This is a genomic window from Lawsonibacter hominis (assembly GCF_014287895.1).
Lineage (GTDB): Bacteria > Bacillota > Clostridia > Oscillospirales > Oscillospiraceae > Lawsonibacter_A > Lawsonibacter_A hominis.
This window is the reverse complement of record NZ_JACOPP010000011.1, coordinates 62,257-75,068: the sequence shown is the minus strand read 5'-3', so window position 1 is coordinate 75,068 and position 12,812 is coordinate 62,257. Positions and strand designations below refer to the sequence as shown.

19 protein-coding genes are annotated in these 12,812 nt (G+C 57.6%); 13 read left to right on the top strand and 6 right to left on the bottom strand.

The window, feature by feature from the left end; genetic code table 11:
- Positions 1-132: 132 nt before the first annotated feature.
- From H8S57_RS09605 to H8S57_RS09580, 6 genes are all read right to left on the bottom strand, one after another.
- Positions 133-1,620 (bottom strand): recombinase family protein, encoded by a 1,488-nt coding sequence (locus tag H8S57_RS09605; protein WP_186907862.1) that lies wholly within the window; start codon positions 1,618-1,620, stop codon positions 133-135.
- Between the two features lie 133 nt (positions 1,621-1,753).
- Positions 1,754-2,077: a hypothetical protein gene (locus tag H8S57_RS09600; RefSeq protein WP_186907861.1), complete on the bottom strand. Its 324-nt coding sequence runs from the start codon at positions 2,075-2,077 to the stop codon at positions 1,754-1,756.
- Positions 2,078-2,098: 21 nt separating this feature from the next.
- Positions 2,099-3,433, bottom strand: coding sequence for an SNIPE associated domain-containing protein (locus H8S57_RS09595; protein WP_186907860.1), 1,335 nt, complete (start codon positions 3,431-3,433; stop codon positions 2,099-2,101).
- 24 nt (positions 3,434-3,457) lie between these two features.
- On the bottom strand, positions 3,458-3,874 hold the full coding sequence (locus H8S57_RS09590) for an ImmA/IrrE family metallo-endopeptidase (protein ID WP_186907859.1): 417 nt from the start codon (positions 3,872-3,874) through the stop codon (positions 3,458-3,460).
- Positions 3,867-4,241 carry a helix-turn-helix domain-containing protein gene (locus H8S57_RS09585; RefSeq protein ID WP_186907858.1) on the bottom strand — a complete coding sequence of 125 codons (375 nt, stop codon included), beginning with the start codon at positions 4,239-4,241 and terminating at the stop codon, positions 3,867-3,869. The genes H8S57_RS09590 and H8S57_RS09585 overlap by 8 nt, the downstream gene beginning before the upstream one ends.
- Before the next feature lie 215 nt (positions 4,242-4,456).
- Positions 4,457-4,885 (bottom strand): hypothetical protein, encoded by a 429-nt coding sequence (locus H8S57_RS09580; protein WP_207723752.1) that lies wholly within the window; start codon positions 4,883-4,885, stop codon positions 4,457-4,459.
- A gap of 86 nt (positions 4,886-4,971) precedes the next feature.
- Between H8S57_RS09580 and H8S57_RS09575 the strand changes: the two genes are divergently transcribed.
- The 13 genes from H8S57_RS09575 to H8S57_RS09520 all read left to right on the top strand — a co-directional run bounded on the left by H8S57_RS09575 (position 4,972) and on the right by H8S57_RS09520 (position 12,687).
- The gene (locus tag H8S57_RS09575) at positions 4,972-5,181 is read left to right on the top strand and encodes a helix-turn-helix domain-containing protein (RefSeq protein WP_369807608.1); all 210 of its coding nucleotides are present in this window, start codon (positions 4,972-4,974) and stop codon (positions 5,179-5,181) included.
- A gap of 15 nt (positions 5,182-5,196) precedes the next feature.
- Entirely contained in the window at positions 5,197-5,319 is a 123-nt protein-coding gene (locus tag H8S57_RS17695; protein WP_256413577.1) for a hypothetical protein, read from the top strand.
- Positions 5,320-5,333: 14 nt separating this feature from the next.
- Positions 5,334-5,564, top strand: coding sequence for a hypothetical protein (locus H8S57_RS09570; RefSeq protein WP_186907856.1), 231 nt, complete (start codon positions 5,334-5,336; stop codon positions 5,562-5,564).
- Positions 5,551-6,006 (top strand): helix-turn-helix domain-containing protein, encoded by a 456-nt coding sequence (locus H8S57_RS09565; RefSeq protein WP_186907855.1) that lies wholly within the window; start codon positions 5,551-5,553, stop codon positions 6,004-6,006. The genes H8S57_RS09570 and H8S57_RS09565 overlap by 14 nt, the downstream gene beginning before the upstream one ends.
- A 42-nt stretch (positions 6,007-6,048) precedes the next feature.
- On the top strand, positions 6,049-6,342 hold the full coding sequence (locus tag H8S57_RS09560; RefSeq protein ID WP_186907854.1) for a hypothetical protein: 294 nt from the start codon (positions 6,049-6,051) through the stop codon (positions 6,340-6,342).
- Positions 6,343-6,519: 177 nt separating this feature from the next.
- Positions 6,520-7,299 carry a helix-turn-helix domain-containing protein gene (locus H8S57_RS09555; RefSeq protein ID WP_186907853.1) on the top strand — a complete coding sequence of 260 codons (780 nt, stop codon included), beginning with the start codon at positions 6,520-6,522 and terminating at the stop codon, positions 7,297-7,299.
- On the top strand, positions 7,293-8,630 hold the full coding sequence (locus H8S57_RS09550; protein WP_186907852.1) for a replicative DNA helicase: 1,338 nt from the start codon (positions 7,293-7,295) through the stop codon (positions 8,628-8,630). The genes H8S57_RS09555 and H8S57_RS09550 overlap by 7 nt, the downstream gene beginning before the upstream one ends.
- A gap of 12 nt (positions 8,631-8,642) precedes the next feature.
- Positions 8,643-8,849 carry a hypothetical protein gene (locus tag H8S57_RS09545; protein ID WP_186907851.1) on the top strand — a complete coding sequence of 69 codons (207 nt, stop codon included), beginning with the start codon at positions 8,643-8,645 and terminating at the stop codon, positions 8,847-8,849.
- A 110-nt stretch (positions 8,850-8,959) separates the two neighbouring features.
- Positions 8,960-9,166 carry a hypothetical protein gene (locus H8S57_RS09540; RefSeq protein WP_186907850.1) on the top strand — a complete coding sequence of 69 codons (207 nt, stop codon included), beginning with the start codon at positions 8,960-8,962 and terminating at the stop codon, positions 9,164-9,166.
- Positions 9,163-9,612 (top strand): transglycosylase SLT domain-containing protein, encoded by a 450-nt coding sequence (locus H8S57_RS09535; protein ID WP_243204764.1) that lies wholly within the window; start codon positions 9,163-9,165, stop codon positions 9,610-9,612. Before H8S57_RS09540 ends, H8S57_RS09535 begins: the two co-directional genes overlap by 4 nt.
- On the top strand, positions 9,609-10,583 hold the full coding sequence (locus tag H8S57_RS09530) for a DUF3102 domain-containing protein (RefSeq protein ID WP_186907848.1): 975 nt from the start codon (positions 9,609-9,611) through the stop codon (positions 10,581-10,583). Before H8S57_RS09535 ends, H8S57_RS09530 begins: the two co-directional genes overlap by 4 nt.
- The gene (locus tag H8S57_RS09525; RefSeq protein WP_186907847.1) at positions 10,580-10,915 is read left to right on the top strand and encodes a hypothetical protein; all 336 of its coding nucleotides are present in this window, start codon (positions 10,580-10,582) and stop codon (positions 10,913-10,915) included. Before H8S57_RS09530 ends, H8S57_RS09525 begins: the two co-directional genes overlap by 4 nt.
- A gap of 5 nt (positions 10,916-10,920) precedes the next feature.
- Entirely contained in the window at positions 10,921-12,687 is a 1,767-nt protein-coding gene (locus tag H8S57_RS09520; protein WP_186907846.1) for a PcfJ domain-containing protein, read from the top strand.
- Positions 12,688-12,812: the final 125 nt, after the last annotated feature.

The window sequence follows — 12,812 nt, the reverse complement described above, 5'->3', positions numbered from 1 at the left end:
TGATGGCCCGGTCGATGGCGCACTGGGAGCTCTGGGTGGGGTAGAAGCGCAGGTCTTCGATACAGTCCTTATCGGAAGACTTAGCACTTTTAAAGTTGAGAAAATGTTAGGCCCTGCAATGGTTTGCGGGGTCTAGTTGTATTTCAGGTCGATGGTCAGCTGGAAGTCTGATGGAGCGGTCTTCTTTTTTTTGCGATACCAGACCGTCTGAATGACGCCCTTGAGCAGGGCATTGCGATGTGCCGCATCCGATGTGTCATAGGCATCCAGCACGGCCTTGATCCGACGTGCCAGCTCGGCGGGGTCCGCTGTGTGCGCCTGATCGATGACGAGCAGCAGCTCCGCCTCCTTTTGCTCCAGTGCCGCGATTTTGTCTTTGACCTTGGCCATGCGCTCCCGGAATGTCGGGATATCATACTCGCCCATCTCGAGCAGGTCATATAACCGTGACTTTTGGGCATCCGCAGCCTTTTGCTCCTTGCGTATGACGGCGAGGGACGCCTCCTGAGCGGAGGTGTCCTTGATGCGGACAGCCGGCGTCTCTATGCTCAGCTCCGCCAAGGTACGCTGCAGGTGCTGTAGGATGCGCAGCTCCACAAATGCGAGCTTTGCGCCCGCGCAGCAGCCCGGCGTGTTGCAAAGCAGATAGAGGGTATCCGTATTCGTGCCCATCCTCTGCATGTTGCGCCCGCAGACGGCACACTTGACCAGGCCCGCCAGAGGGCTTTTGATCGTGCCGTCATTGGCAGGCGGTATATAGCGCCCTGCCATAATGTCCTGCACCTGCCCAAACAGCTCCTTATCGATAATTGCGGGGTGCAGCCCGTCCACAATGACCCAATGATCGCGGGTCTGCTGGATGGTGATGTGTTTGGGGTTTCCGCGGGCGCCTTTGCGGACATGTTTTGTCCGATCCCAGACTACCTTGCCGATGTAGACGGGATTTTTGAGGATGAGGGCCACCGTAGACCGGTTAAAGGCATCGCAGCGGCGGGGCTTTGCGCCCAGCGTGTTGATGTGGCGGGCAATGGCAACGCAGCCATATCCATCGGCGTACATCTCAAACATCATACGCACGTAAGCGGCCTCGCTCTCCACGATCTCCAAGGTCGGCTTGCGGTCTATCGTTACCTTGCGATACCCATAGGGGGCATTTGCCACGTAGCAGCCGTCCCGGATGGTCTGGGCCTTGCCGCGCTGGAGCCGCTTATTGATGATCTTGTACTCCCGGCGGGACATGAAGGTCTTAAATTCGGCCAGCTCGTCGTCGATCTCATCGGAGAGATCATAGGTTTTTTCCGGCGTGACAATCAGCGTCCCGGAGTCCTTAAATGCGTCCAGAATGATGCCCTGGTCTTTCATGCGGCCACGGGAGAGACGATCCAGGTCCATACACAGGACGGCGTCATATTTGCCGTCCTCCACGTCTTCCAGCAGACGGAGCATCTCCGGCCGGGCATAGAGGCTTTCGCCGCTGACGACCTCATAGTAGGTCTCAATGATGTGGATGCCGTTGGCAGCAGCATATTCTGCGAGGGCCTTACGATGCTTCGCCAGCACCTCTTCCGTGTCCATGCCCTCCTCCATGCGGGATTTGCGGAGGTATTGCGCCGCATCCATAAGATCACCTGCCCTGAAAACGATAAAATAATACAAGTGTTCTATCTGCCGGGTATTAAGGAGCCGCCTCCGCAGAGGCGGCATTCCCTTTTCGGCTGTGGCAAATCCGACAGCGCTGTCGGATTTGGGGTGGTCAGCCCACCTTGGCCTTGAGCTTGTTGATGTCGATGCTATGCTTCGAGACCACGGAGTACATTACATCTACAGTCGCCTTGGTGTCCTCAGACAGTTCCTTTACCTCGTCCAGTACGTCCAGACGTTCCACGAGGCTTTGGTGCCCCTCGGCCAGCAGATTGAGCTGTTTGGTGATATCCACATCCAGACGGGTCTTAATGCCGGATACATCGGCCTTCAGAGCGGAGACGTCACCCTTCAGGCCAGAGACATCCGCCATTACCTCCTTCATGTCGCTCTGCAATTGCACTAGGATCTCCAAAATTCTTTCATCATTGGACATATAAATATCCTCCAAGCTTACTTAAGACGAAGCTGAAGACTCATTCTGCTGTGTAGATTCAATGCGTAAAGTCTCTCTATATTCAGTTGCATCAGGAATATCGACAAACTGGACTGTAGAGTTATGGTTTTCGATAATCAGTTGCTTAATACTTTCGAGATCTACACGGAAGAATTCCTTGCGCGGATTGACTTTGTTGACCTGCTGATCCTGGAAATGATGGTGTAATAATGTTTCAAGCGAAGGAGCGTCTTCTGAGAAAATCAGCGCATGAACATCAAAGGGGAAGGGGACAGAGGCGCTGCTTAATTCGTTAATACGATCCATTGGCTCCAGTCGTCGGGTCATACCGATTTTATAAACACTTTCTCCAAATGAGCCAATATTCGAGATAATATATACGAATCCGGCACGTGTATTCTGTTCACGTTCCAAGACGTTTTCCTTATCGGCTGCCAACGCTTTTAACTTTTCCTCAAGCTCTTGAATTTTATCAATATAGAGCTGCTTTTCGACATCATCTTTAGCCTTCTGCATATATCCCATGAGTTTTTTGACTTCGTTACTGAACTGGCTTTCTTCTTTTTCAATTTTTTGCTTTTCACGTTCGATCTCGCGTCGTACCTTCTCTTCTTCTAACATTTGCTCACGGATGGCTTTTTTCTGCTCTTTTTCTTCTTCAACCTTGAGCATATATGCGTAGACCAAACTCATCTCTTCAAGTTTCATGGCAAAGTATTCTTGGGAGATTTGGACGCCATCTACTGCAAAAATCTTGTTAAGGGCATCAAAGGTGCGCTGCAGCTTTGTGCGAACACTATCAATATTATTGGCAGTTATAGTGCCTATAACAGATGTCACCTCAGCATTAAAGCATCTCAAAATCTGTTTCTTCTGGCTGTCTACAACTCGTTTCAAGGAGCTAGTGTTGGTTACTTCGAGAGCCTTTTCAGACTTAATAAGTTCATCTTCTTGAGACTTAAGTAGTGTCAACTTATTTTTTATCTCATCAGATTTCAGATTGGCATAATCGTCAACAGAAACCATGGCACAAAGGACATCTTGGTTTAGGATTAATAGTTCCTGTTGCAAATCAGCCTTTTCTTTGTCGAGCCGTTCTACTTCCAACCCCGCTGCTTTCACGCGCTCATCGGCACTTTTGGTTTTCTTTTGATAATAGTCAAGGGCTTCGCGCCGCTTCGACTCAAAAAGTTCATTGCCTTCAGACTGCTTACTTGCGACATATGAATCAGCGGCCTCTTTTTCTGCCTTCAAATTCCCATAAGCTTTTGTCTTATTACGTTCCACCAACCACAAAATTAAGAATAAAATTGCCAAGAGAATGAAAAAGGCCATAAGATTAACTCCTCTCTGTCTGTTTTATGCCCCGGCCTGCATGCGGTAGTATGCCACGGCATCCCGCAGGAAAGGCTCGGTAACACCAAAATGGTCGGCCAGCTCCCACGGCTCACGGCAGCCCTGGGCCACGGCCCTCATCAGCTCGTCCTCCGGGACGAGCTTTTTGTATGCCCACCGGTTGGCATGGTTTTCGTGCTTCTGCCGGACGTCACACGCCGCCCAGCGATTGTAGAAGCTCCCGGTCTCACAATGTCCCAGCTCATGGCCAAGCTTCACGGTTTCCTCTGGAAGTGTGCCCATAAACCAGGGGTCCATTGCTATATAACAATCCCCATCGTCATCCATGTAAGAGAGGGACTCTGCCATCTCCATGGTATACCAGTACACGCCAATGCCCTTTTCGGCGGCATACTCGTACAGATCAATGAGATCAGCCATCCTGTTGTTTCTCCCGCTTTTTTTTCTCGGCAACAAACGCCGCAAAATTTTTAACGTCGGCCCACATTGCATCCAGATCCTCCTGGGACAGATCCTTGTCTCCGCCCCAAAACGCCGCCTTAAGCTGTTGATCCGATGCAGGGGCGCTATCCCCAGCGGGGGCAGGAGACTCCCCCAACAATTCGCTGGTAGTGCAGCCCAAGTAATCCGCGAGCATTTGCACCTTGGCTACGGACGGAGTTTGCCCACGGTTTAGGTCAGAAATAAAGCTTGCTCCTACCCCAGCATCTTTGCAGGCGGCTGTGGGGGGTTTCCCAAGTATTTTGCAACGCACTTTTATGTTTTGCACAAAAATTGCGTTATCCACTGCAAGACCACCTCTATAAAAGGAATTCGTAATTACGGATAAAAACTGTGATTACGCATAAAATGGCTTGACAATCCGTAATCACGGAATTATGATTAAACCACAGGGTAATAACACCGGCGAGAAAGGCCCAGGAAATCAGAAAGGGGGTGGCGGGTTGTTTTTTCACCATGAGCCTGATGTGCCGATTCGAGTCCTTAATCTGGGATTTGCGGCTAGACACTCCGATGCCGACCCCGCTGAGAAGCAGAATAAGCGACATCTCGGTGGAGACGGGCAGAAAAGTCGGCAAGATACCCCGTCAATTCATGTATGTCTGGGGTGCCGGTCTGCCGATAGGAAAGAGCCATCTTTGTCAAAAACTCTATGTGATGCGATATTTCTGCGGATGCGTAAAGAGCAGCGGTATGGGTGGCAACGACCAAAGAAGTGCTGCCAGTTGGAGGATCGTTGTAAACATAACGCACCAAAGCGTCAAAATACTGCTCGTAAGCATCGGACATCTTCTGGAAATAGGCCGCTTTTAACTGAGAAGCCCGTTCGTGGCAGGCGGTGAACACGACACCGAAAACAGAAATACCGGCCACCACATAGGGAGCGAGTTCCTTTGCCAGAGTCAAAAGGTCAGTAGGCACGTCAATCACATCCGCTTACATTGCACTTCCGGTTAAAACTATCATACCACATCAATCAATCTTGAACAACACCAAATTTGGAGGGGGGTGAGGTAGTGAGAATCTGTGAATTGATAGAGCAGAGAGGCATCCGGCGCATCGAACTGGCCGCTGCCATGGGCGTTTCACCCGCCTGCGTCACCAAGTGGGCAAAGGGTACGGCAATGCCAAGCGCCGATAAGCTTCCACGGCTGGCCGCAGTACTTGGCTGCACCATCGACGAGCTGTATGACCGGGAACCGCCCGGCCATTCCGAAGCAAGCTGAAAGGAGGTCCGTCCAGTGAAAACCAGAGAAGAGCGCAAACTGTGCCGGGGGCGTTATCTGCGTGGCGGTCTGATATTCGGCCTGCTGCTGTTTTTGTGCTTCCAGCTCCCGTCCTGGGTGGAAGCAATCCTGATTTGAGAGGAGGAAATATCATGACGCCAGAACAAGTCGAACTCCTGCGCAGCGTGTCGCTGCTGCTTCCGGGCACGAAGCTGGCACGTGTGGAGCCGATGGAGCGCAACTCCATGCGCATCACCGACCGTGACGGCGACCTTTTTTTGCAACGCTGTCATCCGACGGGACGGTGGAGCTGCTGCCCATCGACGAACCCGCCTAAGATAAGTTTACCCCAGGAGAGGAGAAAACACCATGCCGCAATGTGAGCGCAATATCTACAAAACCGCCCGTCAGGCGAAGGGTCTGACCCAGGAATCCGCCGCCGAGAAGCTGGGGATCTCCGAGACCAGTTTGCGGGCCTATGAGAGCGGCGACCGCGTCCCGCCGGTTGAGGTGGTAGACCTCATGGTCATCGCCTACGACAGCCAGCTGCTGGGCATCCAGCACCTGCGGGCCAGCGCGGAGATGGCGAGGAGCATCCTGCCGGAGGTGCAGGCACTGCCGCTGTCGGAGGCGGTGCTCCAGCTGCTCAACCGGGTCTACGCCTTTGCGGATAACCACCGGGACCGGCAGCTGATGGCGATCGCGGCGGATGGCTGCATCGACGAGGACGAGCAGCCCCTGTTCCTGCAGATCGTTGAGCACGACCTGCAGGAGATCATCGAGGCCGCCATGGCGGTCCGATACGCCTCCGGCCGCCACGCATAGGACACGCCGCCGGCTGAATACGATGCAAGGGAGGTGAGCGCCTTGGCGGTAGATGTGACAGTCGAGCATAAAAATGTCATGGTCGGTGGCCGGGAATATACCATGACAACGACCCGGTATGTGGGCCTGTGCGAATACCAGGGGATGGATGGGGAGCCGATCCTTGCGGATGAGGCCACCTGCGTGGACTTTGTGGATGTGAAGACCGGAAAGAGCCAGGGGCCGGGCTGGAGCTACACAATCCATAAGGACGTCACCCCTGATGAATTGGCCGAGGCGCGGCGCCGGATCATCCAGATCGCTACCCAGGCCATGATCGACCAGGGAATTTGGTAGGAGGTACCCGCCATGTACACACAAAGAAAGCAGGCCCCGGGGCAACCGGCTGCCTGCTGCTGGAAAATAGGACGAGCCCCTGCTCCTGCTGGCACAGGACACAAGGGCTCTGGTTCGCGCATCAAAACCACATCCATCATAGCAGATGCAGATCCAATTTGCAAGGGGGCGGGTTGAGTGGGTGAGAGCGTGATCCGTCTGGAGCGGAGGCAAGGCTACACAGTCCTCCAAAATGAGATGCTGCGGGACAAGCGGCTCTCTCTCAAGACCAAGGGATTGTTTGCCGTAATGCTCTCCCTTCCGGGCAGTTGGCAATACAGCGTATCGGGCTTGGCGGCGGTTACCGGCGCAGGCCGGGATGCCATCCGCACCTCCCTTAAGAAGCTGCGTGAGACCGGATACCTGACCATGGAGCGCCAGTCCCACGGTGAACACGGCAAGTTTGCGGGGAGTATCTACATCCTCCGCGAGGAGAGCATATCACCGTGTGCGGAAAACCCGGCCACGGCGGAGGAAGCGGCACCGCAGCCGGATTTTCCGTCGACGGATGAGCCGTCAACGGAAAATCCGACACAAGTAAATAAAGACTTGCTCGAAGAAAGACCTAGTAATCCCCCCATAGCCCCCCAGAAGGGGGCGCGGCCGAAAAAGTATGAGCTGACTGAGGATGCCAGGGCGCTGCTCAATGCCTATGTTGGCCGCGACCGGGCCTTGGCCGATGCACTGGCCGCCTTCATCGAGGTGCGGGAGGTCAAGGAAGCGGTCAACTCAGGGCGGGCGATCCGCATGCTGCTGACTGAGCTGGACAGGCTCTCCAAAGGGGACCGTGAGACCAAGCTCCTGCTGATCCGCCAGTCGGTGAACAACAGCTGGAAGGGTATCTTCCCTCTGCGGGGTGGGGCGCCACCAGCCGTTTCCGGCCGCATACAGGAGCGTGAGGAGGTGCCCACGTGGTAAACGGCGGAGACGTCGAGCTGGCCCAGGCTGCAGTGCTGGGGGCGGCCCTGATTGACGAGAGCCTCGTGGGTGAGCTGACGCTCAAGGTGGAGGACCGCGATTTCGCAACACCCAAGTGCAGGATGGTCTACCAAGCGCTCAAAAAACTGTTTCTCGCCGGGCAGCCGACAGACCCCGTCACGGTAGTCAACCAGCTGAGCGGAGGCGGCGAGGATGGTTGGCGTCAGTATGTCATGTGGGCCATGGACGTGGCCTCAACAGCGGTCAACGTATGGGAGCATGTCAGGATCATGCGGGAGCAGGCCCGGCTGTGTCGCCTCCAGGAGCTGGGCGGCCGTCTGCAGGCGGCAGGGAGCCTTGAGGCCGCACAGGGATATATCGCAAAGGCATCCTCGGAGCTGGTAGACCGGCCGGGCGTCAAATATGTCACCATGGAGGAAGCTCTGCAGGATTTCTTCACCCGCCATCATGAGCGTCATGAGTATTACTCCTGGCCCCTGGACAAGCTCAATGACCGGCTCTTCGTCGAGGGCGGCGATATGGTCGTGCTGGGCGGGTATTCCTCCGCCGGAAAGACGGCGCTTGCGCTCACATTTGGCTGGTACCTGGCCGGGTTGGGCAAGCGTGTCGGATTCTTCTCGCTGGAAACGGGCTATAAAAAGCTGCATGACCGGCTCATTGCGACTACCATGCGCATGAATCTTGCAAAAATCAAGCGCAGCGAGTTGGACGAATCGGACTATCAGGCGCTTTCCATCGCATCCAAGCGGCTGATCAAGCCGGAACTGGAGTTGATTGAGGCAGCCGGCATGACCGTAGCGGATATACAGGCATTTTCCCTGAGCCGCCGGTACGATGCCATCTTTATCGACTACCTGCAGCTGATCCCATCACCGCAGGGGCGCAGCCGTTACGACGCAGTGACAGACGTAAGCATCCGTCTGCACCAGATGTCCCAAACGACGGGAATCGCTGTTTTCCCGCTCTCCCAGCTCTCCCGGCCGGATAAAGACCGGGACGGCCGAAAGGCGCCCAACATGGCGTCACTAAGGGAATCCGGGCAGATCGAGCAGGATGCAGATGTGATCATGCTGCTGTACAAGGAGGACCCGGATCGGCCTGACAGCCGCCGTGTGCTCAAGATCGCCAAAAACAAAGAGGGCGAGGTGGGGCAGATCTATCTCACCTTTGACGGCAACACTCAGACCTTCCGCGAATCCGTCTATGATGCCCCGGCACCAAAGCCGCGATCCGAGCCGGAGTATATGCAGGTTAAACTTGGAGATCCGCCGCCGGAAGGTGATCCCTGGCCACAGCAAGGCGCATCGTAAGGAGGACAGGACGTGCAAATCGGAGATGCCTATACCTGGACACCGACTGCCTTCGAGGGCAACAAGAGCGCCCAGGAATACAGTCAGCAAGTACGGCAGAGGGCTGGCCGTGTAACGGGCCGAGTGGTATACATACACCCCAAGCGCCGGTATTTCACGGTTGAAGCCATCCTGGCCGCCGGCGTAATCCGTGAGTCATTTAAGATCAAAGTACGATAAGGAGCACAATATGGACAAGCTGCTGAAAGTAGCCGTCATCACATGGGTGGCATTTCTGGCCCTCTTGGCCGGTATGCTGCTGACGGCAAATAGACAGGAGGCGGGAGCTGATGCAACCACATCATTACCGGCATATGACGCAGGAAGCGGCGGAGGACGGGACACTTGGATACCCCTGGGCCTATGGCGTACTGAGGAGCATACTGACCGGGGAGTACTTCGGGAAGCCGGCCCAGAGAGTGGACAATGCAATTGCCTTTATCAAGGCGTTCGAGGCGGAGAAGGACGCGGCGAAGACCCGGACGAGGACGCCCTGATTACCGCCGCGCTGGAGGAGCAGGGATACTTCCGGGCGGACGTACCTCTGGAGTACGAACTGCAGGATGTCTTACATACGGCAGCAGAGGCCAATGGGGTGCCGTACCACGTGGCGCTGGGGCTGATCTATGTGGAGTCCCGGTTTGACCCGGAGGCGGTAAGCCCGGCTGGCTGCCGCGGCCTGTGCCAACTCCATCCAAGGTATTTTCCAGCAGACCTCACACCAGCCGAAAACATCGAGGCGGGCATGGAGTACCTCGGTAGCCTGATCGAGCGCTGCGGAGACCTGAGCGCGGCGCTGACCGCCTACCATGCAGGGAGCGATACCGGGGACAGGGCATATGCCGATCAGGTGATGCGGGCCGCTGAGGTGTGGGATGCGCAGATGCATACAGAGGCCGAGAGCTTCGGGGGAGAAATTTTGCAGAAGGAGGCGGGAATATGAATGCGAAATCTGATCTTGCTGCCGCCATGGATGTAAGTCTTACTCACGTACAGCCGCGTGATATCGGCACCATCACGCAAGAAATATTGGATTGTAAAGTGCGGGCCGGGGAGTCCATCCTCCAGATCGGACGCTGTCTGATCGAGGCCAAGGAATTGCTGGAACATGGGGAGTGGCTGCCCTGGCTCAATGAGCGAGTGGAATTCTCTGAACGAACTGCCCGGAACTTTATGAGGTTGGCAAGAGAGTGGACAAATCGGCAGACGCTTGCCGATTTGGGAGCCTCCAAAGCCTTGATGCTCTTGGCTTTGCCGCCGGAGGAGCGGGAGCAGTTTATGGAGGGAAACAACGTCATCGACATGAGCGCCCGCCAGCTAGAGCAGGCCATCAAGGAGCGGGACGAGGCCAGAGCCGCCGCCGAGCACGCCGCTGCGGATCAGCGGGCGGCGGAGCAGGCCCGGGACAAGATGGCGCAGGACATGCGGTTCCTCAATGTCCGCCTGGCCGGGGCCAGGGAGGACCGGGAGCAGGCCATGCAGGACGTTGCACGGCTGGAGGCTGAACTGGCCGACCTGAAGGCTCGTCCGGTGGATGTGGCCGTGGAGACGGTGGTGGATCAAGCCGCCGTGGACAAGGCCCGGGCCGACGCTGTCGCCGAGATGCAGGCCAAGCTGGACAAGGCAAAAGAGGCGGCTGCCAAGGCCAGGGACAAGCAGAAGCAGGCCGAGGCCTCAGTGGAGATCTTGAAGCGCTCCCTGGAGGAGCGGGATAAGGCGGAGAAAAAGGCCGCCATGGCGGGGGACAAGGAGCTGGCCCAGTTCGAGGTGCTCTTCAACCAGGGGCAGGAGCTGGCCAACAAGCTCCACGGCCTGCTCCTCAAGGCCCGGGGCCGGGAGGACCCGACCGCCGCCCGGGGGATGGAAAAGGCCCTGCGGGCACTGGCGGAGGCCATCGGGAGGTGTGCGGAATGAGTGCCATTGAGAAGCTGGGAGCGCAGCAGTCCCAGGTCCCGGCGCGCTCCGCTCCATGGATGGTGGCGGAGCAGCTGATGGACATCTGCCGCCGGGAGCCGGAGTGCGCCGAACTGATCGCCCAGGACCTGGACAATCCGGACATGTCCATTGTGGAGGCGGAGAAGCAGATCAAAGCCTTTGCGGACAGCCACAGGACGGGGAAGTTCTCCTGCGTCACCCCATCGGAGGCTGACCGCATCCTTCGGGAGTTCTATGGTCTGCCAGAGGCGGGTATGGGCGCGGAAGCCCCTGGCGTGATCGGTCTGGACTTGGCCGACTTCCTGGGGTGAGTGCCATGGAAGATGTGCGGAAGCTGGTGCCCCGCCGCCCGCCGGAGGGCTTTTTGGACTGGGCGGCTGCGGTACTCCAAGGCGAGCTGGACACCCACGGCTTTCTCTACGAGCAGGAGTGGGTGGAGGACTGGGGGCTGGATGTGATTCTGGACGAGTATGCCAGGCCCCGGAAACGGAAGATGGTGCGGGTGGAGTGTTCCTGCTGCGGGTACCAGGAGCTGTACCACTATGGACGGGGTCAGAAAGGGTACGGTTTCGTCCTCCCGGAGAGCTATACCGAGGAGGAGGGCGGGACGGTCTATGAGGACGGGAATTGCATCCTGTGCCCCCAGTGCGGATGCCAGGTACAGATCCGCCGGCGGGCCGCGCTGCGGAAGACGGGCTGGTTTGCCCCGGCAGAGGGGATGGCCATGAGCGCCTGTGTGGTGGGTGAGGACCATTTGCTGGTCCTGACGGGCTGGGTGATCCAGCGGCGTGTGTTCGCCGGAGGCGGCGAGCACCTGGAGGCCATACCGGCGGAGGCCTATGTGTTTTCAGCCTGGGACTGTGCCCAGCTGATGGGCTGGACCAACGCCTACAGCGGCCATGCAGGGTATTTCATCCAGTACACCCGGGACTGGAGACAGCCCAGGACGTGGACGGAGCGGTGGGGGGAGGAGGAGAACATCTTCGGCCTGTCGGAGCATCTGCTGGCGGGGAGCTGCCTGCCCCACTGCAAACTGGACGTGTACATGCAGCCCCGGCCCGGGGCCCGGCACTGCCCAGTGGTCTGGATGCGGTTATACCAGGCCCACCCGAACGCGGAGGGGGCGCTGCTCCACGGGCTGCCCCGGGTACTGGACGATCTGATCCGGGCCGGGACCAGGAAGGACCGGTGGGAAAAGAACGCAGGGGGGGAACTGGAGCTACCCGAGCTGGATTGGACCCAGAACCGGCCTGCCAGGATGTTCCGGCTCAACCGGGAGGAGCTGCGCATGGCCCGGGGGCAGGATTGGGATGTACTGTTCTGGGATCTCTACCGGCACAGCAAGGCGGCGGGCGAAGTGCTGACCGAGCAGGATATCGTCAACGCCTTTTTCCTGGGGGATGAGCACGTCGGGCAGCTGGTAGGCCTGGGGCCAGTGGCCAGGAGCATCCGGTACCTGCTCCGACAGTGCGGGCAGTGGGAGGACGACTATGCCCCGGAGCCGGAGGATGAGGACCCGCCTGCGGATGGCGAGATGCCGGATGTGCAGATCCTCATCGACTATTGGGATATGGCGGGGCGGCTGGGCTGGGATCTGAGCAATGAGCGGGTGCGCTTCCCACATAACCTGATTGCCGCCCACGACGAGGCCGCGGCCGGGACGGCGCTCCTGGAGCAAAAGGGGGTGGCGGGTAAATTCCGAGTGCGGCGGATGGCGCTGCGCAAGTACGCCTTTGCCTCGGGCGGCCTGCTGATCCGGCCGGCGGCCAGCCAGAAGGAGCTCACCGACGAGGGCAACGCCCTCCGCCACTGCGTCAGCACCTATGGCAGGCGCCACGCCGACGGGCAGACGGCCATTTTCTTCATCCGGAAAAAATCCAGTCCCAGGAGCTCCTACTATACGCTTGAACTGGATGAGAAGGAGCTGACGGTGCGGCAGAACCGGGGGCTGCGGAACTGCCCCCGCACCCCGGAGGTGCAGGCCTTCGAGGATCTTTGGCTGAGCTGGGTCAGGGCCGGGGCGCCCAGGGATAAGGCGGGCCGGCCGGTCATCGGTGCAGATAGGGAGACAGTTGTGGCATGAGTGGGAAGCGAATCCATCCTGAGAGAGGCGGTATGAGCAATGGCAATCAAGAATTACACCAGCACGGTTGACGTGTACAAGAGCCTGGGCGGCATCCAAGGGGCACTCGCCAGCCACGGAGCGCG

Bases quoted from the DNA above. Each gene is read 5' to 3' on its own strand.
- H8S57_RS09520 (WP_186907846.1), top strand. From the start codon at position 10,921: ATGGAAGATGTGCGGAAGCTGGTGCCCCGCCGCCCGCCGGAGGGCTTT.
- H8S57_RS09530 (WP_186907848.1), top strand. From the start codon at position 9,609: ATGAATGCGAAATCTGATCTTGCTGCCGCCATGGATGTAAGTCTTACT.
- H8S57_RS09540 (WP_186907850.1), top strand. From the start codon at position 8,960: ATGCAACCACATCATTACCGGCATATGACGCAGGAAGCGGCGGAGGAC.
- H8S57_RS09600 (WP_186907861.1), bottom strand. From the start codon at position 2,077: ATGTCCAATGATGAAAGAATTTTGGAGATCCTAGTGCAATTGCAGAGC.
- H8S57_RS09565 (WP_186907855.1), top strand. From the start codon at position 5,551: ATGCCGCAATGTGAGCGCAATATCTACAAAACCGCCCGTCAGGCGAAG.
- H8S57_RS09590 (WP_186907859.1), bottom strand. From the start codon at position 3,874: ATGGCTGATCTCATTGATCTGTACGAGTATGCCGCCGAAAAGGGCATT.
- H8S57_RS09570 (WP_186907856.1), top strand. From the start codon at position 5,334: ATGACGCCAGAACAAGTCGAACTCCTGCGCAGCGTGTCGCTGCTGCTT.
- H8S57_RS09605 (WP_186907862.1), bottom strand. From the start codon at position 1,620: ATGGATGCGGCGCAATACCTCCGCAAATCCCGCATGGAGGAGGGCATG.
- H8S57_RS09595 (WP_186907860.1), bottom strand. From the start codon at position 3,433: ATGGCCTTTTTCATTCTCTTGGCAATTTTATTCTTAATTTTGTGGTTG.
- H8S57_RS09525 (WP_186907847.1), top strand. From the start codon at position 10,580: ATGAGTGCCATTGAGAAGCTGGGAGCGCAGCAGTCCCAGGTCCCGGCG.